We start from the raw sequence: 22,470 nt of genomic DNA on the forward strand, positions 1-22,470 counted from the left end.
GGGCCTGCCGACCCGGCAGGGCGTCGGCAGGCCCCGTACCTCACTTCGTGACCGTCACCGACACGGTGATCGGTGTGGACGCGCCCTTCGCACCGTTGTTGGTGACCAGCAGCGTGGCGACATGCGTGCCTGCCGCCAGACCAGTGGTGTCCACGGTGATGGTCAGGTCGTCCTTCGCCCCCGGCTGCACCTCACCGGAGGTCGCGGCGGACAACCACGGCACCTCGCTGTACGCCGGGAGCGACCCGTCGACGTGGTAGACCTTGCCGGCGTACGGCCGGCCGGTCGCGCCGCCGAGCACCCACAGGTTGCCCTGTTCGTCCAGGTCGAGCCCGGCACCGCTGAGCGGGTTCGGGTCGGGGTCCGGCACCGAGGCGAGCGGTTGGCAGGTGGCCGGGTCGAGCGCCCAGATCGACTCCTTGGAGTCCTGGTTGATGCCCCACAACACGTTGTGTTCCTCGTTGAGGGCCAGGCCGGTGATCCACGGAATGGGCGGGGTGCACTCCCCCAGCACCGATCCGGGCTGCGGGTGCGACAGGCCGGCGAGGTGCCGGATACCGCCGTCGCCGCTGAGGTAGAAGGTGTCGTCCGAGGCGCGGTAGGCGAGCCCGTAGTAGAGCTTGCCGACCCACGGCCCGGTGATGGTCTCCTTCACCTCCAGGGTGTCCGGGTCGAAGCACACGATCGGCAACTCCCCGATGAACGACATCTTCGGCGCGCACATCAGGTCCCGGCTCGGCACGTACGCCATGTCCGAGGGCCAACCCCCGATCGGCAGCACGCCCTTGCCGAGTGACCGGCCGTCGGTGCTGAAGCGCTGCATCTCCCCGAAGAGGTACGAGTTGGAGACGATCAACTCGCCGTTGCGGTAGCCGACACCGTACGCGTTGTACATCTCCTTGACCGGGAACGAGCTGAGCTGCCGGCCGGGGATTCCGGTCGGTGGCGTGGGCGAGTTGATTTCCCGGGCCAGCCAGGTGGCCGGCAGGTCACCCCGGTTGGTGAGGCTCACCGTCGCGGTTCGGGTCGTCCCAGCCCGCGCGGTCAGTGCGACCGCGTTCCGGTTGGCGAGCAGCAGCGGCGTACGCAGCGCCAGGTCGCGCTTGACGACCGTCGCCTCGACCAGGTCGACGGTGCTCGCCGGCAGGTCGTAGCCCGGTTGCAGAGCGGTCACCGTGACCGGCCCGGCGGGCGCCTCCAGCTGGTAGAAGCCGTCGGCGTCGGTGGTCGCGGTGATCGGCTGCGGCGCGTCCGCGGACTCGACCCGTACCGTCGCGCCGGCCAGCGGCTGGCGGTCGTTCGCGTCACTCACCGTGCCACGCAGCAGAGCACGACCAGCCACCTGGAAGGTGACCGCCTCGGCCGCGTCGAGCACCTGCTCGTCCCGCGAGTACGTCAGCGCGTCGCGGCCGGTGGCGTCCTCGATGCCGACCGTCGCCGAACCGCCGGTGGCCCCCGCGCCGGTGCCGAGCTTGCGGTACTGGATGGTGACGCGGCCGTTCTCGGCGAACCGCACCTGGACGTCGACCCGGGTCTTCGGCGCGCTCTTCAGCGCGGCCCGGTTCCAGCTCACCACGAACTGCCGGGCCGTGCCGGCTCCGGACACCTTGGTCCGCACCGTCGACGCGTGGTCCAGGACCAGGTCGTCCCAGAAGGCGTAGACGGCTGGCGCGGAGACCGCCGGGGCGGGCAGCGGCCCGTTGTCGCCGACCGAGGTGGTCGCGTCGGCGCCGAGGGTCAGGTAGCCATCGGTGTGCACCGTGAGCCGGTGGTAGGTGCTGCCGTAGAACGTCACCGGGAACGGCAGGTCGACGCCCCGGCTCGCGGTGTCGCCCGTGAGGGGCAGCACGCTCCCGCCGTCGACCCAACCCGCGGCGGCCGTGCCGGCCTGGTAGCCGTGCCGGTCGGCCTTCGCCGCGAGCGTCACGTCCACCGTCTCCGGCCCGTCCACGGTCAGCGCCACCGTCTTCGGTGCCAACCACCGGCCGTAGTCGACCAACAGGTCGTAGTCCGCCTCGGGCAGCATCCCCGTGTAGTGGCCGTCGGCGTCGGTGACGAACGCCGGGAACGTCTCCCCGGCGAGCGACAACCGGGCCCCGACGACAGGCTTGCCCGCCGGATCGGTGACCCGACCCTGGACCGCCTGCCACGGCGCGGCTTCGGAGAGGTCCAGAGTCAGGTTGGTCGTGCCGCTGGTCGACACGGTGATGGTCTGTCGTACGGTCCGTCGGGCGAAGAACGACGCGGTCAGCGTGTACTCCCCGGCCGGAACCCGACCCAACTGGACCGTGCCGCCCGCGTCGGTGCGGGCACCGCGGCTGACCAGAGCGGAGGTCAGGGTGATCCTGGCCCCGGAGAGCGCGGCCCCGTTCAGGTTCGCGTGCACCACGACGCCGCCGAGTTGCTCGGTCGAGGCCTGGGTCACCAGGTCGTACGCGTCGAGCCGGCCCTCGCCGTAGACGTTGTTGTCGGCCGGGGTGCCACCGCACTGCAGGTCGTTGACGTCGTGCGCGGTGCGGTCCAGCAGCTCGCGGGTGGTCGCCAGGTCGCGGCGCAGGTTCGGCACCGCCGACCAGGCCAGGGCGACCGCGCCGGCGACGTGCGGAGCGGCCATGGAGGTGCCGTCGCTCATGCCCCAGTCGCTGCCCGGCACCGAGGACAGGATGCCCACCCCGGGGGCGGTGATGTCCGGCCGTACCGTGTCCTCGCGGCCCGGCCCACGGCTGGAGAATTCCGCGATCACACCGGTGGCGTCGGTCGCGCCGACGGCGTACGCCAGCGGGTTGGTGGCCGGGTGGCCCGCGGAACCGCACGGCTCGGGCAACTCCTGGGCCTCGTTCCCGACCGCGAAGACGGGGAAGATGCCGGCGGCGACCCAGGAGTCGATGATCGTGTCGTAGAAGGTGGGGTCACCGTCGTGGCCACCCCAGGAGTTGTTGATGATGTCCGGCGCGAGGTCCGGGCGCGGGTTCTCGCCGTTGTGGTCGGTCGGCGCGAGCATCCACTGACCGGCGGCGAGCAGCGCGCTGTTGCTGCAGTAGTTGGCCTCACAGCCCTTGGCCGCGATCCAGGTGGCACCGGGAGCCACGCCGCTGATCCGCCCGTCGCCGTCGTCGCCGACCATCGTGCCGACGGTGTGGGTGCCGTGGCCGAAGTTGTCACAGGGCGTCGAGGGCAGGCAGATCCCGGTCGGGTCGTACCAGTTGTAGTCGTGGCTGAAGGTGCCGTCGCCGTCGTTGCCACGGTACTGGCGGACCAGCGCCGGGTGGTCGTACTGGACCCCGGAGTCGACGCTGCCGACGACGATGCCCTCGCCGCGGGTGCCGTACTCGCGCCAGACCTTGTCGGCGCCGATCGAGGTGAGGTTCCACGGCAGCTGCGGACTGTCGGCGGACGCGCCCGCGGTGCGCACCGGCTCGGCCAGCTTGGTTCCGCCGATCGACGTGATCCGCGCGACCTCCGCCCGACCGGCCAACTCGGTCACCAGTTTCAGGTCACCGGTGACCTCGATGATGTTCGCGATCCAGTACGGGGTGAAGTCCGCGTGCCGGTCACGCAGCAGGGTGCGCAGGCCGCGCTGGGTCTTCTCGGCGTGCGCCAGCTTGGTCTCGTAGACCCGCTTGGTGCGGGCCACTCGCCCGGCCCGGCCACCGGCGGCCCGCTCGACCCGGTCCAGGTCGCCCTGGTCCAGGGTGGCCTCGTCGGTCAGCTCCACGAAGAAGCTGGCGTCGGTGCCGGCGCGGGCCGCACCGAGCACGCGCGGGTCCACCTTGCGCAGCGGATCGACCGCACCGACGGTGGGTGCGGGCGCGGCCACGGCGGCACCCGTGGGCAGTGCGAGCACGATGGCCAGCGCCGCACCGACGGCACCCATGGCTCGACGTGTCCGCTGTCTGGGTCTGAGCATGAAGAACGTCCCTCCCTCGGGCGGTCGCCCGGGGAAGGCCGGCACCGCCGTCGCCGATTCTCAGGCGACGGACCTCCGGTTGAACCGCTTGATCACTGGCGGAGCACGGACATGGCGGGACTCCGCCATCCCGCGTTGGCCACAGCGACACCGGCACGCCATCACGACAGTCAGGCAGGCATGCGCGCGCACGACGGTCAGGCCCGCATGCGCGCGGACACGACGATGACGAGCACCAGCGGCACGATCAACAGTGCCGGGGCGACAACCGGCAGGTGCAGGGCGACCAGGGCGCCGACCGCGGCGCCGACCATCAGGGCCAGCAACACCTGAGCCTTGGGGCGCAGACTGTCCCACGGGCTGCGCGCGGCGACGCCGGCGATCAGGCTCGTGAGCGTGCCGGTCAGGTACGTGGAGGACAGGCCCGCCACGCCGAACCGTTGGATCGCACTGCTCTGCACGCCCAGCGCCGCCGCGGAGAGCATCAGCAGCGCGAGATGGACGTGCGCGTCGGGGGCCCCGAGTGTGACCTCCCAGACGACGAAGAACACGACGAACACCAGTAGCTCCAGGACCAGCGCCCAGGTGACCCGTCGTGGCCAGACCGGATCGTCGGGCTGTGCCGAGCCGACGACGCGGGCGCCCGCGAGGACGCCGACGATGAAGCTGATGATGGCGCAGCCCGACGTCAGCGCGAGGTCGGCTTCACCTCTGCCCGCCGAGAGCCCGAGCAGGACCATGTTGCCGGTCATGACGCTGGAGAAGGCGCCGCCGAGGGAGAGGAACCCGATGGCGTCGGCACTCCCCGTCAGGAAGGTGAGGACGACGACGAGCGTGTTCCGCCGTCGCAGGAGGCGCTGGTCCTCCCCGGCTGCGCCGTGGGGGCGGATGACGCGAGGCACTGTGCTCGACACTGTCGGCTATCCTCCAGAGATTGTTCTTCGTATACACGAAGCTCGGACACGTTACGGAGAGGCAACCAGGTGGCTGACGACCTGCGGGACAAGCTCGGCGCGCAACACCTGCCGCTACGCGATCAGGTCCTCGCCGCTCTGCGGACCGCCATCATCGACGGCGACTACCTACCCGGCGAACGGCTCACCGAGGACCGGTTGGCCGAGGACTTCGGGGTTTCCCGCAACCCCGTCCGCGAGGCTCTGCGCGTCGCGGAGGCGGAGGGTTTCGTCGTGATCCTCCCCCGTCGGGGAGCGGTCGTCGCCTCCCCCAGCAGCGGGACCATCGCCGACATGTTCGCCGTCCGCGAGCGCCTGGAGGCGCTGGCCGCCCGGCTGGCCGCCGAGCGGGCGACCGTCGCGGACGTGGCGGCCCTGCGTGCTCTGCTCGACGAGGGCCGCGACGCGACGCAGCGGCAGGACCTGGCCCGGGTCGCCGAGCTGAACAGCGCACTGCACCTGCGCATCCTCCAGATCAGCGGAAACCCCTGGCTGTCGTCGATCGCCAAGTCGCTCTACCTCCATGTCCAGTGGGTCTTCCGGCTGGGCGCGGCGGAACGCGCGCCGCACTCGTGGGCCGAGCACATCCAGCTCGTCGACGCCATCGAGTCAGGCGACGGTGACCGCGCCGAGCGGGCCGCACTCGACCATCTCGACGCGGCATCCGCGGCGGCGTACGAGAACGCCGAGGGTGGCTACGGCGCCCACTAACGACCGCACGCGTAGCCCTGCATCCCCCGCGGGTTCGCGCCGGCCGCCAGCACACCCGTAGCCGGGTCGCGGGTCACCGCGCAGAGCCGACCGAGGCTCCACCCGTCGGAGCGCCGCACCTCGTGCCCGTACGCCCGCAGGGTGGCCAGCACGTCGTCGTCGAGACGGTCCTCCACCACCAGGACGCCGGGTTCCATGTCCCGTGGATAGAACGACCCCGGCAGGCTGAGCGTGTGCCAGGCCGGCGCGTCGATGGCCTCCTGGAGGGGCTGACCGCCGACGAGATGCCGGAGCAGGAACGGCAACTGCCACTGGTCCTGCTGGTCGCCGCCGGGGGTGCCGCACGCCATTACCGGCTCGCCGTCGCGGTGCACCATCGTCGGGCTCAGTGTGGTACGCGGTCGACGGCCCGGTGCCAGCGACGAGGCGAGCCCCTCTTCCAGCCAGAACATCTGCAGCCGGCTCCCCAGCGGGAAACCGAGCTCCGGGATGGTGGGCGAGCTCTGCAGCCAGCCGCCACTCGGGGTCGCGGAGATCATGTTGCCCCACCGGTCGACCACGTCCACGTGGCAGGTGTCGCCGCGGGTCACCCCGTCCGACTGGATGGTCGGCTCCCCCGTGGTGGGGTCCGTCGAGTCGACGCGACTCCCCGCACCGGGTTGGACGTGGGCGGGTAGGCGTGGCTGCGCCCCGTCGGGACGCCCCGGCCGTAGCTCCGCCGACGCGCGGTCGCCGATCAGGGCTGCCCGTTCCCGCGCGTACTCCCGGGAGAGCAGTGCCTTGGCGGGCACGTCGGTGCCGTCGCCGTACCAGGCCTCCCGGTCGGCGAAGGCGAGCTTGAGCGCCTCGGCCTGGGCGTGGACGCCCGCTGCGGTCCCCGCGTCGTACGCGCCGGGGTCGTCGAGGGCGTCCAGGGTGGCCAGTGCCTGCAGCAGCACCGGGCCCTGCCCCCAGAAACCGGTCTTCGCCACCGAGTAGCCGTGCCAGTCGAGGGTGGCGGGCGCCTCCCAGGTCGCCGAGTACGCGGCGAGGTCGTCGCCGGTCACCAGCCCGGCGTTCGGGCGCCCACTGGAGTCCCGGAACGGTTGTCGGCTGAACTTCTCGATCGCCTCGGCCACGAAACCCGTACTCCAGGCCCGCCGCGCCGCCTCGATCTGTGCCTCCCGGTCGGCGCCGGCCGCCTGCCCGGCCTCGACCAGCCTGCTCAGCGTGCGCGCGTACACCGGGTTGGCGAACATCTCCCCGGCGGACGGTGGCCGGCCGCCACGCAGCCAGAGCGCGGCGGAGGTGGGCCAGTGTTCCTCGAACAACGACCGCACCGCCGCCACGGTGTCACCGACCCGGCCCAGCAGCGGGTGGCCGGCGCCGGCGTAGCCGATCGCCGGCTCCAGCACCTCGGCGAGGGTGAGCGTGCCGTGCTCGCGCAGCAGCAGGAGCCAGGCGTCCACAGCGCCGGGTACGGCCGCCGCGAGCGGCCCGGCCCCGGGGATGAGGTCCATCCCGAGGGACCGGAAGTGCGCGATGGTGGCAGCGGCCGGTGCCGGCCCCTGACCGCACAGCACCTTCGGCCTCGGGTCCCCGGCGGTGGCCACGATGGCCGGCACCTCGCCACCCGGCCCGTTCAGGTGCGGTTCGACGACGTGCAGGACGAACCCGGCGGTGACCGCGGCGTCGAAGGCGTTGCCCCCGCGTTCGAGGATGCCCATCGCCGCCTGGCTGGCGAGCCAGTGCGTCGAGGACACCATGCCGAAGGTGCCCTGCAGCGTGGGTCGGGTGGTGAACGTCATGACAACACCTCACTCGGATCTGTGGTGCGAACGTCGGGGCCGGTGCCGTCCGGTTGGACCAGGTGGCAGGCGGCCATGCCGTCGCCGATCGGCGTCTGCGCCGGCACCTCCGTCGCGCACCTGTCGAACGCGAGCGGGCACCGGGTGCGGAACCGGCAGCCGGACGGCGGGTCGAGCGCGGACGGCAGGTCGTCGCCGAGCAGCACCGGCTGACGCTGCCGTTGGCGCACCGGGTCGGCCACCGGCGCGGCCGACAGCAGCGCCTGTGTGTACGGGTGGGCGGGCCGGGCGAAGATCCGCTCGCGGGTGCCCTTCTCGACGAGTTGGCCCAGGTACATGACGGCGATGTCGTCGGCCAGGTACTCGACCGCGGACAGGTCGTGGGTGATGAAGAGGCAGGCGAACCCGATGTCGCGTTGCAGGTCGGCGAGGAGGTTGAGCACCGACGCCTGCACGGACACGTCGAGTGCGCTGGTGGGTTCGTCAGCGATGAGCAGCATGGGTTCGGAGATCAGCGCTCGGGCGATGCTGACCCGTTGGCGTTGCCCGCCGGACAGCTCGTGCGGGTAGCGCCGCGCCACTTCGGCCCGCAGGCCCACCCGCTCGAGCTGCGGGGCGACGCGGGCCTCCCGCTCGCGCCGTGAGATCCGTTTGCCGGCCAGCCGGAGCGGCTCGGCCACGATCTCGCCGACCAGCATCCGCGGGTCCAGTGACGCGGCCGGGTCCTGGAAGACGATCGACACCGCGCCACGGTGGGGGCGCAGCCGCCGTCGGGACAGATGGGTGACGTCCGTACCGGCGATCTGGACCGTGCCCGCGGTCGGTTCGACGAGGCGCACCACGCATCGGCCCACTGTCGACTTCCCGGAGCCGCTCTCCCCCACCAGGGCCGTGACCCGGCCCCTCGGGATCGTGAGGGACACCCCGTCCACGGCGCGGACCGGGCCGAAGTGCATCACCAGGTCCTCGATCTCCAGGGCGTTGGGCTGCGGCGTCATCGGTTCGCCTCCTGGTGTGCCATCGAGCAGGGGTGCCAACAGGCCGCGAGGTGGTCCGTGCCTCCGTGCCGCTGCAGCGGCGGTGCGGAGTCGCGGCACTGCGCGTCGGCGGCCGGGCAGCGGTCCGCGAAGGTGCATGCGTCGGGCTGGGACGACAGGACGGGCACCAGCCCGGGGATCTCCGTCAACCGGTCCGTCCCGGCGTGCCGGCCCGGCTGCGGCGACGCGGACAGCAGGCCGGCCGTGTAGTGGTGTCGCGGGTGCGCGAACAGGTCGTCGACCGGTGCCCGCTCCACCACCCGCCCGGCGTACATGACGACGACGCGGTCCGCGATGTCGGCGATCACACCGAGGTCGTGCGTGATGATGAGGATGCTCGTGCCGAGCCGGTCGCGCAGGTCCCGCAGCACCTGGAGGATGCCGGCCTGGACCGTGACGTCCAGCGCGGTGGTGGGCTCGTCGGCCACCAGCACCTTCGGGCCGCAGGCCACGGCCATCGCGATCATCACGCGCTGGCGCATGCCGCCGGAGAGCTGGTGCGGGTAGGCGTCGACGCGTTGGGATGCGGACGGAATCCCGACGAGCGTCAGCAGCTCGACGGCGCGAGCCCGCGCCGCCCGTCGGGACATCCGCTCGTGGACCTGGAGCACCTCCCCGATCTGACGCCCCACGGTGAGCACCGGGTTCAAGGACGTCATCGGTTCCTGGAAGATGTAGGCGATCTCCTGGCCGCGTACCCGCCGAAGCGCCGACTCGCGGGCGCCGACCAGTTCGGTGCCGTCGAGGCGTACGGAGCCGGTGATCCGGGCGCTGCCCGGCAGCAGGCCGGCGATGCTCATCGCGGTGACGCTCTTTCCGCACCCCGACTCGCCCACCATCCCGACGATCTCCCCGGGGGCGAGGTCCAGGCTGACACCGTCGACCGCCGAGACGGTGCCGGTCTCGGTCGGAAAGGACACCGAGAGGTCGCGGATCTCCAGCACGGGCGCGGAGGCGGTGGTCATCGCCGGTCTCCCTTCGGGTCGAGGGCGTCGCGGAGGGCATCGCCGAAGACGTTGAACGCCAGCGCCAGACCCATGATCACGACACCGGGCAGGACCGCGGCCCAGGGTGCGCGGGCGGCGAACTGTTGGGCGGTGGCCAGCATGGTGCCCAGGCTGGGTGCCGGTGGTTGGATGCCGAGGCCGAGGAACGACAGGACCGCCTCGCCGAGGATCGCGGCCGGGATGGCGACGGTGGCCTGCACCAGGATCACCGACGTCGCGTTCGGCAGGATGTGCCGGGCCAGCACCCACAGGTCACTGGCACCGTCCACGACGGCTGCCGCGACGAAGTCCAGTGACTTGAGGCGCAGCGTGTCCGAGCGGACGACCCGGATCACCCCGGGGATCTGGGCGATGCCGATGGCCACGGCGGCGTTGCCCAGGCTGGCCCCCCGGATGGCTGCCAACCCCACCGCCATGATCAGAAACGGGAACGCGAGCAGCAGGTCGGTGAAGCGCGAGATCACGGCGTCCCAGGCCCGGAAGTAACCGGCCGCGAGCCCGAGCGGCACACCGAGGACCAGGGAGGTGGCCACCGCCAGGAGCCCCACCTGCAACGATGCCCGCGCGCCGAGCATGATGCGGGAGAGGACGTCCCGACCGAGGTCGTCGGTGCCGAGCACGTGCCCGGCGGTGCCCGGGGGTGCGAACGTCCGGGCGAAGTCGGTCTGGTCGACGGAGTAGGGCGCGAGCCACGGTGAGAGCAGCGCGATGCCGGCCGCGAGTGCCAGCACGACGAAGCTCACGACGGCGAGCGGGTTGCGGCGCAGCCGCCGCAGCACGCGCGTTCGCCGGGTGACGCTGACGGAGGCTGTCTCCGCCATCGGCACGGTGAGGACGGTCATGCCGGATCTCCCGTCACTCGGATTCGTGGGTCGATGACCGAGTAGAGCAGGTCCACGAAAAAGTTGATCACGATGTAGGCGGTCGCGGTGAGCAGGACGACGGCCTGGATCACCGGGTAGTCCCGCTGGAACACCGCGTCGATGGTCATCTTGCCGAAGCCCGGGAGCCCGAAGATCTGTTCGGTGACGACCGCGCCCGAGATCAGACCACCGAGTTGGAGGCCCACGACGGTCACCACCACGATGAGGCTGTTGCGCAGCGCGTGTCGGGTGATGACGGCGCGTGGCCGCAGGCCCTTCGCCTTGGCCGTCCGCACGTAGTCGGAGGACAGCGAATCCAGCATCGCCGAGCGGGTCTGCCGCATGATGATGGCGGCGAGGCCCGTCCCGAGGATCACGGCCGGCAGGACGATGTGGTGCAGGTTGTCCACGGGGTCCTCCAGGATCGGCACGAAGCCGGAGGCGGGGAACAGGTTGGTCGCCACGGCGAGGTAGAGGATCGCGAGCAGCCCGAGCCAGAAGTGCGGCACCGACAGGCCGATCAGGGCCAGTCCGTTGGCGAGCCACTCCGCCGGGCGCCCGCGGCGGACCGCCGCGAGCACACCGGCGCCGACCCCGAGCGCCGCGGCGATGAGAATCGCCAGTACGGACAGCTCGACGGTCACCGGCAGGGCGGTGGTGAGCATCGACGAGACCGGCGTACCGGTCCGGATCGACACACCGAAGTCGCCCTGCACCAGGCGTTCCACGTACTGCGCGAACTGGACCGGCAGCGGCTGGTCCAGCCCGTAGTGCCGACGGATGGCCTCCAGCGCCTCCGGCGAGCGGTCCTCCCCGGCCAGCGCGAGGGCCGGGTCACCGGGGAGCGCCCGCACGCCGACGAACACCACGATCGTCGACATCAGCAGAGTCAGCGCCGACTGCCAGGCGCGAGTGAGGAGATACCGGGCCACGGCGCGACCTACTTGGCGAAGCCAGCGAAGGCTGCCCGGAGCACGCCGTCCGGGAAGACCTGCAGGCCCTGGATCTGCTTGCTCACAGCGGTCAGGTTCCGCTGCCGGTAGAGGTAGATCAGCGCGTCGTCCTGCTGGAGCAGCGTGACCGCCTGCCCGTACAACTTCTTGCGCTCTTCGATGTCACCGGCCTGGCGGGCCTGGGTCAGCAGGGTGTCGAGCTGGGGGTTGCTGTAGCCGGAGACGTTCTGGCTGGCCTTGGTGCCGACGAAGTTCGTGATGTTGGCGTCCGGGTCGATCCGTCCGCTCCAACCCAGCTGCAGCAGCTCGAAGTTGCCGCGATCCTGCTCGTCGAGGAGCGACGAGTACTCCACCGGGTTGATCTTGAGGTCGAAGCCGCCGTCCTTGAGCATCGACTGCAGCGCCTGCGCGAGGCGCAGCGTGTCGGGCGTGTTCGAGGCGAGCATCGTCACCGTGTACGGCGTCTGCACACCCGCCTCGGCGAGCAACTGCTTGGCCTTGGCGGGGTCGTGCGCCGGGCAGGTCTGCGCCTCGGGCGACGAGAACGAGCTCGCGGGTGAGATCGGCGAGCAGGCGACGGCGTGCTCACCGTTGAAGACGGCGTCGACCAGCGCCTTGCGGTCGATGGCGTGCTCGAAGGCCTGCCGCACCTTCGCGTTCTGGGCCAGCGGGCGGTTGATGGGCTTCGGGGCGGTGCCGACGCCGTCGACGTTCCCGATGTTGATCGTGAGGCCCTGGTAGCCGAGGGACTGCGACTGCAGCACGGAGACCGACGCGTCCTGCCGCAGGGAGGCGACGTCCTGGGTGGACACGCTGTCGGCGACCTGCGCGTCGCCGGAGCGCAGGTTGGCGGCGCGGATGCTCGCGTCGCTGAGAATGCGCCACGTGATGGTGTCGAGGTGGACCGCGTTCGCCTCGTAGTAGTTCGGGTCCTTCACGACCTCGATCGAGTTCTGCGGCACCCGCTTGGCGAACTTGAAGGGGCCGACGCAGACCGGCGCCGAGGCGAAGTCGTCGCCCAGGCTCTGCAGCGCCTTGGCACTCATGATCATCCCGGCCCGGTCGGCGAGAGCGCCGAGCAGGGGCGCGAACGGCTGCTTCAGTCGAAGGACGACGGTCTGCGCGTCAGGGGCGTCGACGCCGTCGATGGGGCCGAGTTCACTCTTGCGCGCCGACCGGGCGTTGGTGAGGTGTCGCTGCAGGGTGGCCTTCACCGCGGCGGAGTCGAACGGCGTCCCGTCCGCGAAGCGCACGCCCTGACGCAGCGGGATGGTCACCGTGCGGCCGTCACTGCTCGTGGTGGGCAGGGCGGTGGCAAGCTGCGGTACGACCTGCGCCTGCTCGTTGACGTCGTAGAGCTTCTGGCACATCGCCTGGAAGACGTAGCGGGAGTAGAGGCTTCGCGACAGTGTCGGGTCCAGCGCGTCGGGTTCCGCGGAGAGGGCGATGACGAGCTTGCCGCCCTGCTTCACGGCAGCGGGATCTGCCGGCGTACCGAAGGAATCCTGGCCTGCCGACTGGTTGCCGCCGGACTTGTCGCCTTCCCCGCTGTTCGACACCGGTGAGCAGGCAACGACCGTGCAGACAACAGCAGCCGCCGCCACGGCGACCCGGAGGACACGGCGACGGGGCAGGCTCGTTGCGCTGACGGAGAGGTTCGTCATGGAGAGCTCCTCGAGTGGGCGATTCGGGGAGCGTATGTTGTATACGATGACCGCCGCAAGACCTGCGTGGATGGCTTTCGAACGCCCCTGAAACGCCCCCGTCAGGTGGCGCCCGGATCAGGCGCGGCGGGGTCGACCGTGCAGGGCGGCCCGCAGCGCCGGCCCGAAGAGTTGCCGGACGTCGGCCGGGGACAGCCCGCCGATCGAACGGATCGGGTTCAGGTACCGCATGAAGATCAGCCCACCCAGCACGCCGACCGCGGCGGTGGCGCGTTGCGTCGCGTCAGGTCCGCCGAGAAATTCAGCAATGCGGAGGCGCAGCTCACCGTCCAGGTAGTCCCGCAGGGCGCGCATCGTGTCGTCGTCCCGCGCCGCCATCCGGTTCTCCGCGGGCAGGGCCGCGTCCCACAGGCCGGTGACCGAGTCGAGCAGGCGGTCGGCCAGGCCGGCCTGATCACCCCGCAGGGCCTGGTCGAGAGCGCTGGGGTCGACGCACAGCAGGTTGAGTGACTGGCTGAAGAGGCCCTGCTTGGAGCCGAAGTGGTAGCTGATGAGCGCCGAATCGACACCGGCGGCGGTGGCGATCGCCCGGACCGTCGTGCCCGGATAACCGTGCTTCAGGAACAGCTCGCGGGCGACCTCGGTGATGCGCGCCTTGGTATCGGGGTTGCCCCGGGGACGGCCTCGGGTTTTATTCAACACGGTTGAATAGTGCCCCTCCTCGGTGCCACGGTCAACGCCATCAACCCCGCAACGAGGAGCGAGCACATGCGAACCGTCGTCTTCGGCGCCACCGGCCCCACCGGCCGCCAGATCACCGACCAGGCCCTCGCCGCCGGCCACGAGGTCGTCGCGGTCACCCGCCGCCCACACACCGTCCAGCCCCGTGGTGGCCTCACCGTCGTCGGCGCCGACGTCGCGGACCCGGACGCCGTCCAACGGGCCGTCGCCGGCAGCGACGCCGTCCTGTCCAGCCTCGGCGTCCCGCTCACCCCGAAGCCGATCACCGTGTACTCGCAGGGCAACGCCAACATCCTGGCCGCGATGCACCGCCACGGCGTGAAGCGCCTGGTCACGGTCAGCTCCAGCGTCCTGGACCCCACCTGGCGACCGACTGGCGAGTTCTTCTTCAACAACGTCATGGATCCGCTGTTCAACCGCAAGATGGGCCGCACCGCCCACCAGGACATGCGACGCATGGAGTCCCTCGTCCGCGACAGTGCCCTGGACTGGACCATCGCCCGGCCGTCCGGGCTGTTCGACCACCCGGCCCCCACGCGCTACCAGGTGGCGGAGAACGTCGCGGACGGACTGTTCACCGCACGTGCGGACCTGGCGGCGAGCATGGTGGCGCAACTGACCGACGACCGGTTCGTCCGACGGGCGATGGCGGTGATCACCACCGAGGTCAGGCCGAGCATCGTGGGTCTGATCTGGCGCGAGGCCGTCATGAAGAAGAAGTGACGCTCCCGCCGCCCGGCGGTTGGTCACCGACACCGAAGCGCATCAGGCCGGCAACCAACTACGACCGCGTCGACGGAGTGTGCGGGCGGCCTGCACCGCCCGCACACAACGGCCAACTACTCCGGGTACGAAGGACCCGGCTCGGTACGCAGCATCCGCTTGAGCATGCGGTTCGCCGCCCGCATGTCGTCGGTGATCAGGCTGGTGCGCACCGTCCCCTTGCCGGTCAGCTTGCCACCCACCTCGAAGACGGCCGTGTCGCCGGGAAGTGGCACCGCCTGGCACCCGGTGTACTTCTCGGCGGGCAGCCGACCGTCCAGCAGGTAGGCGTACACCGCGTCGTCCACGCAGGACGTGTAGTACGGGAAGACACCGTGGCTGCCCTCGTTGTCGACACTGATCATCGACGCTCCGGGCAGCTTCTTCGACGCCGCCAACGCACCCTCGTACGCCGTGGCGACGTCGAGTTCGTCCTGCAGCATCAGCACCTTGGGGAACGTCTTCTGGTCGAACGTCGGCATCCGGTTGCTCGTCGGCCAGTACGCACACGCCGGCGGGTTCTGCAGGAACGGCGCGACCAGCGGGGCGTCGCGGGTCAGGCGACGGCTGAACGCGTTCCAGTGCGCGATGCTGTCGTTCCACTGCCCGTCCTGGCAGCGGATCACCTCGAAGACATAGTCGATGTCGTACGTGTACTCCTCGGTGCCCTGAGGCAGCTGAACCTGGCCGGGCTGGGCCTTCAGAGCCGCCTCGGCGGTGACCCGCGACTGCTCGATGTACGCCCGGTCGTCGGCCGTGATCCCCGGTGCGGCGAGCATCTTCGCGGTCGCCGCGGTGAGGATCTGCTCAGGCGTCCAGCCGTTCCACTCCTCGTAGTACTCGATCACCGTGTTCACCGCTGCCGCGGCGGTTGGATAGTTCTGGGTGTCGTAGAGCGCGCCGAGGATGAAGAACCCGAACATGAACGGACCCATGCCGATCCGGGTGCCGCCGGCCCGCTCGAACAACTCCCGGATCGCCATCGGGTCGGTGCCCCGGCCGTACAGGTCGTCGTGGCGAGCCATGTACGGCAGCAACTGCTCCTGGAACGCCCGGTCGCGGGTGAACGGTTGCAGGTCCCAGGTCTCCTGCAGGGTGGGCGAGCCGACTGCGGCAACCGAGTCGAGCACCATCCGGTTGGTGCGGCTCGGGAACGTCGCCGCATACCAGGTACCCAGCCAGGTGCCGTACGAGTAGCCGAGGTAATTGAGCTTCTGCTCCCCCAGCAGCACCCGGATGAAATCCATGTCGTAGGTGGTCTGCTCGGTGGTGATGTACTTCGTCAGCTCGGTGCCACGACAGCCGGCAACATTGGCCTGGGTGATCTGGTCGTTGGTGACATCGGTGTCGCGGTAGGTGACCGAGCAGAGCAACGGGGTGCTCTGACCGACGCCACGAGGGTCGAAGCCGATCACGTCGTAGTGCTCGGCGACGGTCGGCGCGGACCGCGCCACGTACGGTGCCAGTGACAGTCCGCTGCCACCAGGGCCGCCCGGGTTGACCAACAGGATGCCCTTGCGGTCGGTGCCGGAGGCGACGGTACGGCTGATCCGGACCTGGATCGTCTTTCCGTCGCGCGGGTTGTGCCAGTCGCGCGGCACGGTGACCGTCGCGCAGCTCAGCCGCAGTTGCGCCTCGTCTTCGGGGCTGACGTCAGCCAATCCGCACGGCTCCCAGGAGAGCTGCTGGGTGGCGAGCGACGCGGCCAGGGCGGCGGTGTCCGGCTCGGCCGTCTTGGCCGCGGCGGCCGGAGCTACGGCCGCACCGCTGCCCAGGACCGCCGCGGCCAGTGTCGCGGCGAGGAGTGCGGCCGGCCGGCGCACGCGGTGTGGGCGGTGCGACCCGGTCGTGGGATGGGGCATCGTCCCGTCCTCTCATGGAGCGGATGTCGAATGGCCTTCACCCTGGACCAGGAGTGTTTCGCCGATGCGGTCCCGAGTTGACGAAGACCAGCCATGGCAGGATCCAGCCAGTCACAGCCAGCCGCGTCGACTGGCCTGCACGCCGAGCTGAAACCGGGTGCGCGCGCCGAGCAACTCCTGCAGGCGACTGATCCGACGGTGCACGGTGCGGTTGCTGATGCCGAGGTCACGGGCGATGGCCTCGTCGGTCAAGCCCGCGGTGAGCAGCGCGAGCAACCGCTGGGTGGCGGCGGTCGGCTCGGCGTCCGGTTCGGCGGTGTCGGTGGTGGCGTGGATCGGCGCACCGAGCCGCCAGAACACGTCGAACAACTCGGAAAGCCCGTCCAGCAGGCGGGAGCGGTACACCAGCATCGCGTCGGCGTCGTCACCGCTGGTACGCGGCAGGATGATGAGGCCACGATCGGCGTCGGTCAGCATCATCTTCAACGGAAGCTCCGGGAAGACCCGCGCCTGCTCACCCGCGGCGACAGCGGAACGCGCCGCCCCCAGCATCACCTCGTCGTGCAGCAACTCGCCCTCGTAGACGCAGCGGTAGCGCAGGCCACGACGCAGCGCGTCGTACTGTGCCTCCTCCGGGACCCGCGCGGTGTCGCGCAGGTACGGCCCGCGCTCCAGACCCCGCACCTCGGTGCGGGCACCGGCCTGCAACTGGCGGAACAGCTCACGGGCCGCGTGCTTGCCCTCGATGACCTCGACGAAGGCGGCCCCCGTTCCGTGGACCGCCGTGTAGAGCCCGGACAGCGTCTCGGCCGCGGAACGCGCCCGAGCGGCCTCCAACTCCCGCTGCGCAGCCCAGCTCTCCAACGCGCTGCGCGGCGGCCGGACGTGCAGCACCCCGGCCGTGTCCCGGTGCACCGCGCCGCTGGTCAGCAGCCCCGCGAGCACCCGAGTTGCCTGCGGTGACGAGGTGGACAGGAACTCCCGCTGCGCCACGGGCGCCGCTTTCAACAGGTCGAGGTAGACGTCCGCGGCCTCCGGCGTGAGTGGGAGCGATCCCAGCTCAAGCGCAGAGGCCACGCCGGAGGGCTCGGTCCGCATGCCCACGATCGTAAAGCGCGCGGTTGGCGGCGGTCCCCACCTCGGGGCCTGCACACATCGTCACCGGTTGATAGCGTCATGGTGATCGCGCCGGCGGTGGTCCCCTGGGGAGGGTCGATATGTGGGCGGACGACGCCGCGCTCGACGCGGCACAGCGCCGGCTCGACGAGTGGGAGTCGTCCCTCGCCGAACAGGCCGAGCGTGCAAAGACGCTGTCGGCGAGGATGCAGGGCTTGACCGGCACCGCCCGCAACCCCGACCGGAGCGCCGAAGTCACCGTCGACTCGGCCGGGCTGCTGATCGACCTTCGGTTGGACGAGCGCATCCGGCAACAATCCGCGGCGCACACCGCCCGGCAGATCCTGGAGACCACCCGAGCCGCAGGCGCCGACCTGCTACGGCAGGTCAGTGAAGCGGCGGTGGAAGCCCTCGGCGACGACGCACGCGCACGGGCCATCATCGACTCCTACCGCAGCCGGCTGAGCCACGACGAGGGGTCGAGCGATGCCCGCCGGTGACGGCATCCAGGTCGACCCGGACGGCCTGACGACCCACGCCGTACGCCTCGATCGCTGCGCCGGCAACCTCGACACCGCTCGGCAGGCTGGCCAGCACGTCCGCTTGGGCGGCGACGCCTACGGCCAACTCTGCGCGATGATGCCGATGCTGCTCGACGGGCTGCAGCGGGCCCTCGTCGACGGCGTCGGCGCGGCCGCCGACTCCGCGCGGGACACCGCCGGAAGGCTCCGGCTCAGTGCGGATCGCTACCGGGGCTCCGACGCCCGCGCCAGCCACCTGCTCGATCAGACACGGCAGCGGCGGTGACGACGAATCCGCTCATCGCCACCGCGTCCGGCACCCCGCCCAGCGCCTGGGCCGGCGTGTGGATCTGCGAGGACATCGAGCTCATCGCGCAGGGCGTACGCAACGGCAGTTGGATCGACGGCAGCCTCGGTGTGGTGAGCGCCGGCCTGGACTCCCTCGCCTTCGTCTCCGATCCGGTCGGCGCCCTGCTCCAGTACGGAATCGCCTGGCTCATCGAACACGTCAAACCGCTCAGTGAGGCGTTGGACTGGCTCGCCGGCGACCCGGCGCAGATCACCGCACACGCCCAGACCTGGCGCAACGTCGCAGAGTCCCTCCGCGAGGAAGCAGCCGCGTTGGCCCGCGCCGTCCGCACCGACGTCGCCAACTGGGGCGGCGCCGCCGGCCCCGCCTACCGGGCCTGGGCCACCGAGCAACAGCAGGCCATCACCGGCCTCGCCCAGGGCGCCGACACCCTGGCTGCGATCACCGAGGGCGCCGCCGGCCTGGTCGCCGCCGTCCGGCTCCTGGTCCGCGACGCCATCGCCACCTGCGTGTCCCGCCTTATCGTGTACGCGGGCGAACTCCTCATCACCGGCGGACTGGCCACACCACTGGTCGTCGAGCAGGTCACGACACTGGTGGCGTCCTGGGGTGCACGGATCGCCCGACTGCTGCGCGGACTGCTGGCCAGCCTGCGACGGTTGATCCCGGAGGTACGTCGGCTCGGCGACCTCATCGAAAAACTCAAGCAGGCACTGGGGCGACTGCGCGACTCGCCACATGCGCGGTCGGTAAGCACGGCAGAGGGGCCACAGGGCTTTCATGGCGGCCACACCACTCGGCCTCGTGACCTGGCGGACTACGGACGGCAGGACCGGTGGGCGGAGGAGGCCTACGACGTCATCCGTAGCCAGGACGATGCTGACCTCATAACTCGCCAAGTCGCGGACGCCCCCCGCCTTGACGGTTCCCGAGGGTTCTCACGGGAGGAGATAGAGCAGATCCGTCGGCACATCTTCTTTGACGAGCACCCGATGGATGACTACGGAGGCGGAATCATCCATCAACGATATGACCCGAGCCCTCCCATGGCTGAAGCATGGTTGCGCTTGCGACGGGGCAGCCCGCTGCCCGAGGATTACGCTCTACTGGAGCACGAATTGGTGGAGCTGCAGTACTACCGGACACATCCGCAGGCGGCTTACCGCGAGGCGCATCTTGCCGCCAACCAGGTGTCCGACTGGGGTTCGTCTATACCCGGGCCGACCTACGAGGACTACGCGGACATTGGAGGCTAGGGCATGGGAATGATGGTGACCGCCCGACGCGTCGAGGCGGCTGCGGGCGAGGTCCGATACGAGTTCGGCTTGGATGACAAGTTCGACCGGATTCTCACGATCGATCCAGGCACCCTCGACGCCCGTGTCGAAGATGGCGATTTCAACTCAGCCGCTGGTGCGATCACGGCAAAGATCGTTAAGGCCTGGCGGTCCAGCGGCGAATTCCCGACGAGGATGTTGTTCGCAAGCTGAACCCCGGCGGGGTGCGCGAGCAGGAAAGACCTGGTCCGAGGCCTTGGCGATCGGTAACGCTTCGTGTCCCACGCGCGCCGGGGCTGGGCGCCGAACCGGTAGGATGCTCCCATGAGCTCAGAGGCGGTTGGCAGGTACATGCCCCCGGTCGTGACGCTCGACGACCTGACGGCGATGATGGCCGCAGACGAGAACCACCGGTACGAAATCAGCCCCGAGGGAGTCGTCTCGATCATGCCGCCGCCGGGCTACAACCACGCGATCATCGCGACCCGGCTCATGGTGTGGCTCGCTCAGGGCGGCGTCCCAGCGGAACACATTGCCCAAGCAGTCGGGCTACGCATACCGGGCCGTGATGGCGGCGTCGGCGGACGCATCCCCGACCTGGTCGTCTGGAGCAAGGCTCAGGCCGACGGTGTGTGGCTGCCGGTCGCCGACGTGCTCCTTGTGATCGAGATCGTTTCACCCGGTTCCGAGGGTGTCGACACGGTGACCAAGCGCAGTGAATACGCCGCCGCGAGCATCCCCCAATATTGGGTGGTCGACCAAGATGCGGCGCAGACCGTCACCATGCACCGTCTCGACGGCGACAGGTACGTCGCCCGTGCGACCATGCCGCTCGCTTGGGTCCTCAACACGGGGCCGGACGAGCACGGCCTCGGCTGAATCGGCCAGAAACCTCGCTCATCGTGCCGCTCCCGACTCAGCTCACGCCTGTTACCGATACGAGTGGTGACTCTCGTCAGCGTGGGTGAGGCGACCCTCCTGGTCGAAACGGAGGCGACCGCTGGTCAGGCGACGTGCAGCCCGTACCGGAGTAGTTTTGTCAATCTTTTCGGTGGGTCGGCCGTAGCCGAGCCGCTCCAGGCCGGCGCGCAACAGCCGCTCCTCGTCCACGCTCGACATGCCGTGCAGCACGTGGACGAAGACGTTGGCCACCTCCTCCGGCGGTACCTCCTCGAAGGCCGGTGACGAGACCAGGGAGGGCCAGCTTGGCGGTCACCCGACTGGTGGAGCGCGCCCCGGCCGTACGACGATCTTGGAAGTCGTACGTCTGAGGCAGGATGTGCGCCATGACAACGCAACACCAGCACCTGGTCTACGGCCACTCCACGGCGCACGACTGCCTCGCCTTCGCCGACGCCGGCACCGCGACCGAGGAGGCCGCGGAGATCCAGGCGCTCGCCGCCGCGCGAACCTGGGGCGAGGCCCGCCAGGTCCGGATGACCCACCTGTGGAACCCCGCCGGCCCCGAATACCACGAGCCGGAGGACGGGTACGCCGACGACAAGCCCTTCGACATCACCGAAGTGGGTGCGGTCGCGGACGGAAACTGGCCGCGGCTGGTCACCGAGCGGGCGTTCACGGTGCTGCCGCAGGACCTGCAGGACCGGTACGGCAAGCGCCAGGTCACCGTGCACAACGGCGACTACCTCGAAATCGCGGTCGCCGGTGAGGGCGAGCTGGTTGCGGAGCTGCGTGAACGCGGCTACGAGGTGACCCGCGACGACGCGCTCATCAACCTGCTCGGCGGCTTCAGCCTGGGCTCGCCCGCTGCTTGAGGAGCGACGGAGACGCCGGCGTCGTTCGGAAGGGTTGACGGTGGTCGGCCCGGCGCGAGCCGGCGTCTCCGTGGCTGGTGCTCAACGTCGGCGGTTGTTCAGACTCGGAAGGCCACCGGACACGGTCCGCACGCGGCCGTCCGGGTTGCTCCGGCCCGGCTTCTGTGGGGCCTCCGTCACCCGCCGCCCGGCGAGGTCGGAGGCGCTCAGGTTGACGACGACCCGGTCCGGCCGCTGCCAGCTCCGTAGGTGCGCCAGGGCTAACTGTTTGTCGACGATGCCAGTGAGCGCACGAATCGCCGGCATCGCCCGGGACGGGTCAGCGAGCAGGAGATCGGCGACATCGGCTGGGCCCAGAATGCGAGGCGAGGCATTGCCGGCCGAGACGAGGGACCCGTGGATCTCACCATCTTCAAGCCACAGCCACACCGGCAGCTTGCCGTCGCCGGCCCGCATCAAAGGAGTTATCGACGGGGTGCTCAGCCTGGTGGCGGCCTGCCTGGCCGCAAGGTGGGCTCGGAGGGCAGCCGCCAGCTGCGCCCGCGGCTGCGTGGTGGAGGCCTGCCTGGCCGCAAGATGGGCTCGGAGGGCAGCCGCCAGCTGCGCCCGCCGCCGCGACAGGGCCGCAACGTCGGCCGCCGGACGGGACAGGGCCGCAACGTCGGCCGCCGGACGGGACAGGGCCGCAACGTCGGCCGCCGGACGGGACAGGGCCGCAACGTCGGCCGCCGGACGGGACAGGGCCGCAACGTCGGCCGTCGGACGGGACAGGGCCACCTGACCCGACGATGCCTTCGGACGGAGTTGCGGCGGCCTGGTCGGTGCGGCTCGCCGATTCGCCGCTCGCCGTTCCTCCATGAACCAGCCGGCGAACGTCCACTGCTCCCGCGTGAAACTGACCGGGATGACCTCGGTCAGGTCCGGTGCCGACGTGTCCTGAACGGAGAGTTGGGCGTGTCGCTTCGCATGGTCGGCTGCGGTGAATGACCCGATATCGAGGATGGCGGCCAGCGGTATCCGCCTGACGTAGGCCTTCGGCCACGGCAGCAACCGCCAACGCCGGAGGACAAGGTGCTCCTCCTCGAACCTGGCGTCCCAACGCCGAGCGACCATCCCCGCCACCTCCCCGTGCTGCGCACGTTAGCGGCCCGATGATCATCACCGCAGTAGGCGCAACGGGCAGTTGAGATGCCGGATCGGCTGGTTGTGTCAGCGCGATGCAGG

Annotated in this window: 21 protein-coding genes; 8 read left to right on the plus strand and 13 right to left on the minus strand. The window is 70.5% G+C overall.

The genetic code is table 11. From position 1 onward, the window contains the following. Positions 1-40: 40 nt before the first annotated feature. Both JOD64_RS01635 and JOD64_RS01640 read right to left on the minus strand, forming a co-directional pair. Positions 41-3,907, minus strand: coding sequence for a S8 family serine peptidase (locus tag JOD64_RS01635; RefSeq protein WP_204940540.1), 3,867 nt, complete (start codon positions 3,905-3,907; stop codon positions 41-43). Between the two features lie 197 nt (positions 3,908-4,104). Then, positions 4,105-4,821, minus strand: coding sequence for a YoaK family protein (locus tag JOD64_RS01640; protein ID WP_204940541.1), 717 nt, complete (start codon positions 4,819-4,821; stop codon positions 4,105-4,107). A gap of 69 nt (positions 4,822-4,890) precedes the next feature. Here JOD64_RS01640 and JOD64_RS01645 point away from each other — a divergent pair, with 69 nt between their 5' ends. After that, the gene (locus tag JOD64_RS01645; RefSeq protein ID WP_204940542.1) at positions 4,891-5,571 is read left to right on the plus strand and encodes a GntR family transcriptional regulator; all 681 of its coding nucleotides are present in this window, start codon (positions 4,891-4,893) and stop codon (positions 5,569-5,571) included. Here JOD64_RS01645 and JOD64_RS01650 read toward each other — a convergent pair. The 7 genes from JOD64_RS01650 to JOD64_RS01680 form a co-directional block, all read right to left on the minus strand. Further along, positions 5,568-7,358, minus strand: a complete 1,791-nt coding sequence (locus tag JOD64_RS01650; protein WP_204940543.1) for a gamma-glutamyltransferase family protein — start codon at positions 7,356-7,358, stop codon at positions 5,568-5,570. The genes JOD64_RS01645 and JOD64_RS01650 overlap by 4 nt on opposite strands. After that, positions 7,355-8,356 (minus strand): ABC transporter ATP-binding protein, encoded by a 1,002-nt coding sequence (locus JOD64_RS01655; protein ID WP_204940544.1) that lies wholly within the window; start codon positions 8,354-8,356, stop codon positions 7,355-7,357. The genes JOD64_RS01650 and JOD64_RS01655 overlap by 4 nt, the downstream gene beginning before the upstream one ends. Next, positions 8,353-9,360 carry an ABC transporter ATP-binding protein gene (locus tag JOD64_RS01660; protein ID WP_204940545.1) on the minus strand — a complete coding sequence of 336 codons (1,008 nt, stop codon included), beginning with the start codon at positions 9,358-9,360 and terminating at the stop codon, positions 8,353-8,355. Before JOD64_RS01660 ends, JOD64_RS01655 begins: the two co-directional genes overlap by 4 nt. After that, positions 9,357-10,244: an ABC transporter permease gene (locus JOD64_RS01665; protein WP_239559339.1), complete on the minus strand. Its 888-nt coding sequence runs from the start codon at positions 10,242-10,244 to the stop codon at positions 9,357-9,359. Before JOD64_RS01665 ends, JOD64_RS01660 begins: the two co-directional genes overlap by 4 nt. After that, positions 10,241-11,197 (minus strand): ABC transporter permease, encoded by a 957-nt coding sequence (locus tag JOD64_RS01670; protein WP_204940546.1) that lies wholly within the window; start codon positions 11,195-11,197, stop codon positions 10,241-10,243. The genes JOD64_RS01665 and JOD64_RS01670 overlap by 4 nt, the downstream gene beginning before the upstream one ends. An 8-nt stretch (positions 11,198-11,205) precedes the next feature. Further along, the gene (locus JOD64_RS01675) at positions 11,206-12,882 is read right to left on the minus strand and encodes an ABC transporter substrate-binding protein (RefSeq protein ID WP_204940547.1); all 1,677 of its coding nucleotides are present in this window, start codon (positions 12,880-12,882) and stop codon (positions 11,206-11,208) included. Positions 12,883-12,999: 117 nt separating this feature from the next. Further along, positions 13,000-13,584 carry a TetR/AcrR family transcriptional regulator gene (locus JOD64_RS01680; RefSeq protein ID WP_204940548.1) on the minus strand — a complete coding sequence of 195 codons (585 nt, stop codon included), beginning with the start codon at positions 13,582-13,584 and terminating at the stop codon, positions 13,000-13,002. Positions 13,585-13,650: 66 nt separating this feature from the next. Between JOD64_RS01680 and JOD64_RS01685 the strand changes: the two genes are divergently transcribed. Further along, positions 13,651-14,346, plus strand: coding sequence for an NAD(P)-dependent oxidoreductase (locus tag JOD64_RS01685; protein WP_204940549.1), 696 nt, complete (start codon positions 13,651-13,653; stop codon positions 14,344-14,346). 116 nt (positions 14,347-14,462) lie between these two features. Here the strand turns inward: JOD64_RS01685 and JOD64_RS01690 are convergent, their stop codons facing one another. Then, positions 14,463-16,247, minus strand: coding sequence for an alpha/beta hydrolase (locus JOD64_RS01690; RefSeq protein ID WP_204940550.1), 1,785 nt, complete (start codon positions 16,245-16,247; stop codon positions 14,463-14,465). 111 nt (positions 16,248-16,358) lie between these two features. Next, complete coding sequence (locus JOD64_RS01695) at positions 16,359-17,345, minus strand: LuxR C-terminal-related transcriptional regulator (RefSeq protein WP_204940551.1); 987 nt, start codon at positions 17,343-17,345, stop codon at positions 16,359-16,361. Positions 17,346-17,464: 119 nt separating this feature from the next. Here JOD64_RS01695 and JOD64_RS01700 point away from each other — a divergent pair, with 119 nt between their 5' ends. The 5 genes from JOD64_RS01700 (at position 17,465) to JOD64_RS01720 (ending at position 20,350) form a co-directional block, all read left to right on the plus strand. Next, positions 17,465-17,863, plus strand: coding sequence for a YbaB/EbfC family DNA-binding protein (locus tag JOD64_RS01700; RefSeq protein ID WP_204940552.1), 399 nt, complete (start codon positions 17,465-17,467; stop codon positions 17,861-17,863). After that, complete coding sequence (locus tag JOD64_RS01705; protein ID WP_204940553.1) at positions 17,850-18,170, plus strand: type VII secretion target; 321 nt, start codon at positions 17,850-17,852, stop codon at positions 18,168-18,170. The genes JOD64_RS01700 and JOD64_RS01705 overlap by 14 nt, the downstream gene beginning before the upstream one ends. Further along, a complete protein-coding gene (locus JOD64_RS01710) occupies positions 18,167-19,450 on the plus strand; it encodes a WXG100 family type VII secretion target (protein WP_204940554.1) in 1,284 nt (427 codons plus the stop codon). The genes JOD64_RS01705 and JOD64_RS01710 overlap by 4 nt, the downstream gene beginning before the upstream one ends. Before the next feature lie 3 nt (positions 19,451-19,453). Then, positions 19,454-19,684, plus strand: a complete 231-nt coding sequence (locus JOD64_RS01715; protein WP_204940555.1) for a hypothetical protein — start codon at positions 19,454-19,456, stop codon at positions 19,682-19,684. A 150-nt stretch (positions 19,685-19,834) separates the two neighbouring features. Next, positions 19,835-20,350 carry a Uma2 family endonuclease gene (locus JOD64_RS01720; protein ID WP_307813154.1) on the plus strand — a complete coding sequence of 172 codons (516 nt, stop codon included), beginning with the start codon at positions 19,835-19,837 and terminating at the stop codon, positions 20,348-20,350. Positions 20,351-20,401: 51 nt separating this feature from the next. Here JOD64_RS01720 and JOD64_RS01725 read toward each other — a convergent pair whose 3' ends face one another. After that, the gene (locus JOD64_RS01725; protein WP_204940557.1) at positions 20,402-20,623 is read right to left on the minus strand and encodes a hypothetical protein; all 222 of its coding nucleotides are present in this window, start codon (positions 20,621-20,623) and stop codon (positions 20,402-20,404) included. A gap of 134 nt (positions 20,624-20,757) precedes the next feature. On the opposite strand from JOD64_RS01725, the gene JOD64_RS01730 reads away from it, so the two are divergent. Continuing rightward, complete coding sequence (locus JOD64_RS01730; RefSeq protein WP_204940558.1) at positions 20,758-21,246, plus strand: hypothetical protein; 489 nt, start codon at positions 20,758-20,760, stop codon at positions 21,244-21,246. Between the two features lie 81 nt (positions 21,247-21,327). On the opposite strand, the gene JOD64_RS32670 is transcribed toward JOD64_RS01730, so the two are convergent. Continuing rightward, positions 21,328-22,359, minus strand: coding sequence for a hypothetical protein (locus JOD64_RS32670; protein WP_239559340.1), 1,032 nt, complete (start codon positions 22,357-22,359; stop codon positions 21,328-21,330). Positions 22,360-22,470: the final 111 nt, after the last annotated feature.

It is taken from the genome of Micromonospora luteifusca, assembly GCF_016907275.1.
Taxonomy (GTDB): Bacteria; Actinomycetota; Actinomycetes; order Mycobacteriales; family Micromonosporaceae; genus Micromonospora; species Micromonospora luteifusca.

Bases quoted from the DNA above. Each gene is read 5' to 3' on its own strand.
- JOD64_RS01695 (WP_204940551.1), bottom strand. From the start codon at position 17,345: ATGCGGACCGAGCCCTCCGGCGTGGCCTCTGCGCTTGAGCTGGGATCG.
- JOD64_RS01700 (WP_204940552.1), top strand. From the start codon at position 17,465: ATGTGGGCGGACGACGCCGCGCTCGACGCGGCACAGCGCCGGCTCGAC.
- JOD64_RS01655 (WP_204940544.1), bottom strand. From the start codon at position 8,356: ATGACGCCGCAGCCCAACGCCCTGGAGATCGAGGACCTGGTGATGCAC.
- JOD64_RS01665 (WP_239559339.1), bottom strand. From the start codon at position 10,244: ATGACCGTCCTCACCGTGCCGATGGCGGAGACAGCCTCCGTCAGCGTC.
- JOD64_RS01650 (WP_204940543.1), bottom strand. From the start codon at position 7,358: ATGACGTTCACCACCCGACCCACGCTGCAGGGCACCTTCGGCATGGTG.
- JOD64_RS01660 (WP_204940545.1), bottom strand. From the start codon at position 9,360: ATGACCACCGCCTCCGCGCCCGTGCTGGAGATCCGCGACCTCTCGGTG.
- JOD64_RS01635 (WP_204940540.1), bottom strand. From the start codon at position 3,907: ATGCTCAGACCCAGACAGCGGACACGTCGAGCCATGGGTGCCGTCGGT.
- JOD64_RS01690 (WP_204940550.1), bottom strand. From the start codon at position 16,247: ATGCCCCATCCCACGACCGGGTCGCACCGCCCACACCGCGTGCGCCGG.
- JOD64_RS01715 (WP_204940555.1), top strand. From the start codon at position 19,454: ATGGGAATGATGGTGACCGCCCGACGCGTCGAGGCGGCTGCGGGCGAG.
- JOD64_RS32670 (WP_239559340.1), bottom strand. From the start codon at position 22,359: ATGGTCGCTCGGCGTTGGGACGCCAGGTTCGAGGAGGAGCACCTTGTC.
- JOD64_RS01705 (WP_204940553.1), top strand. From the start codon at position 17,850: ATGCCCGCCGGTGACGGCATCCAGGTCGACCCGGACGGCCTGACGACC.
- JOD64_RS01675 (WP_204940547.1), bottom strand. From the start codon at position 12,882: ATGACGAACCTCTCCGTCAGCGCAACGAGCCTGCCCCGTCGCCGTGTC.
- JOD64_RS01730 (WP_204940558.1), top strand. From the start codon at position 20,758: ATGACAACGCAACACCAGCACCTGGTCTACGGCCACTCCACGGCGCAC.
- JOD64_RS01685 (WP_204940549.1), top strand. From the start codon at position 13,651: ATGCGAACCGTCGTCTTCGGCGCCACCGGCCCCACCGGCCGCCAGATC.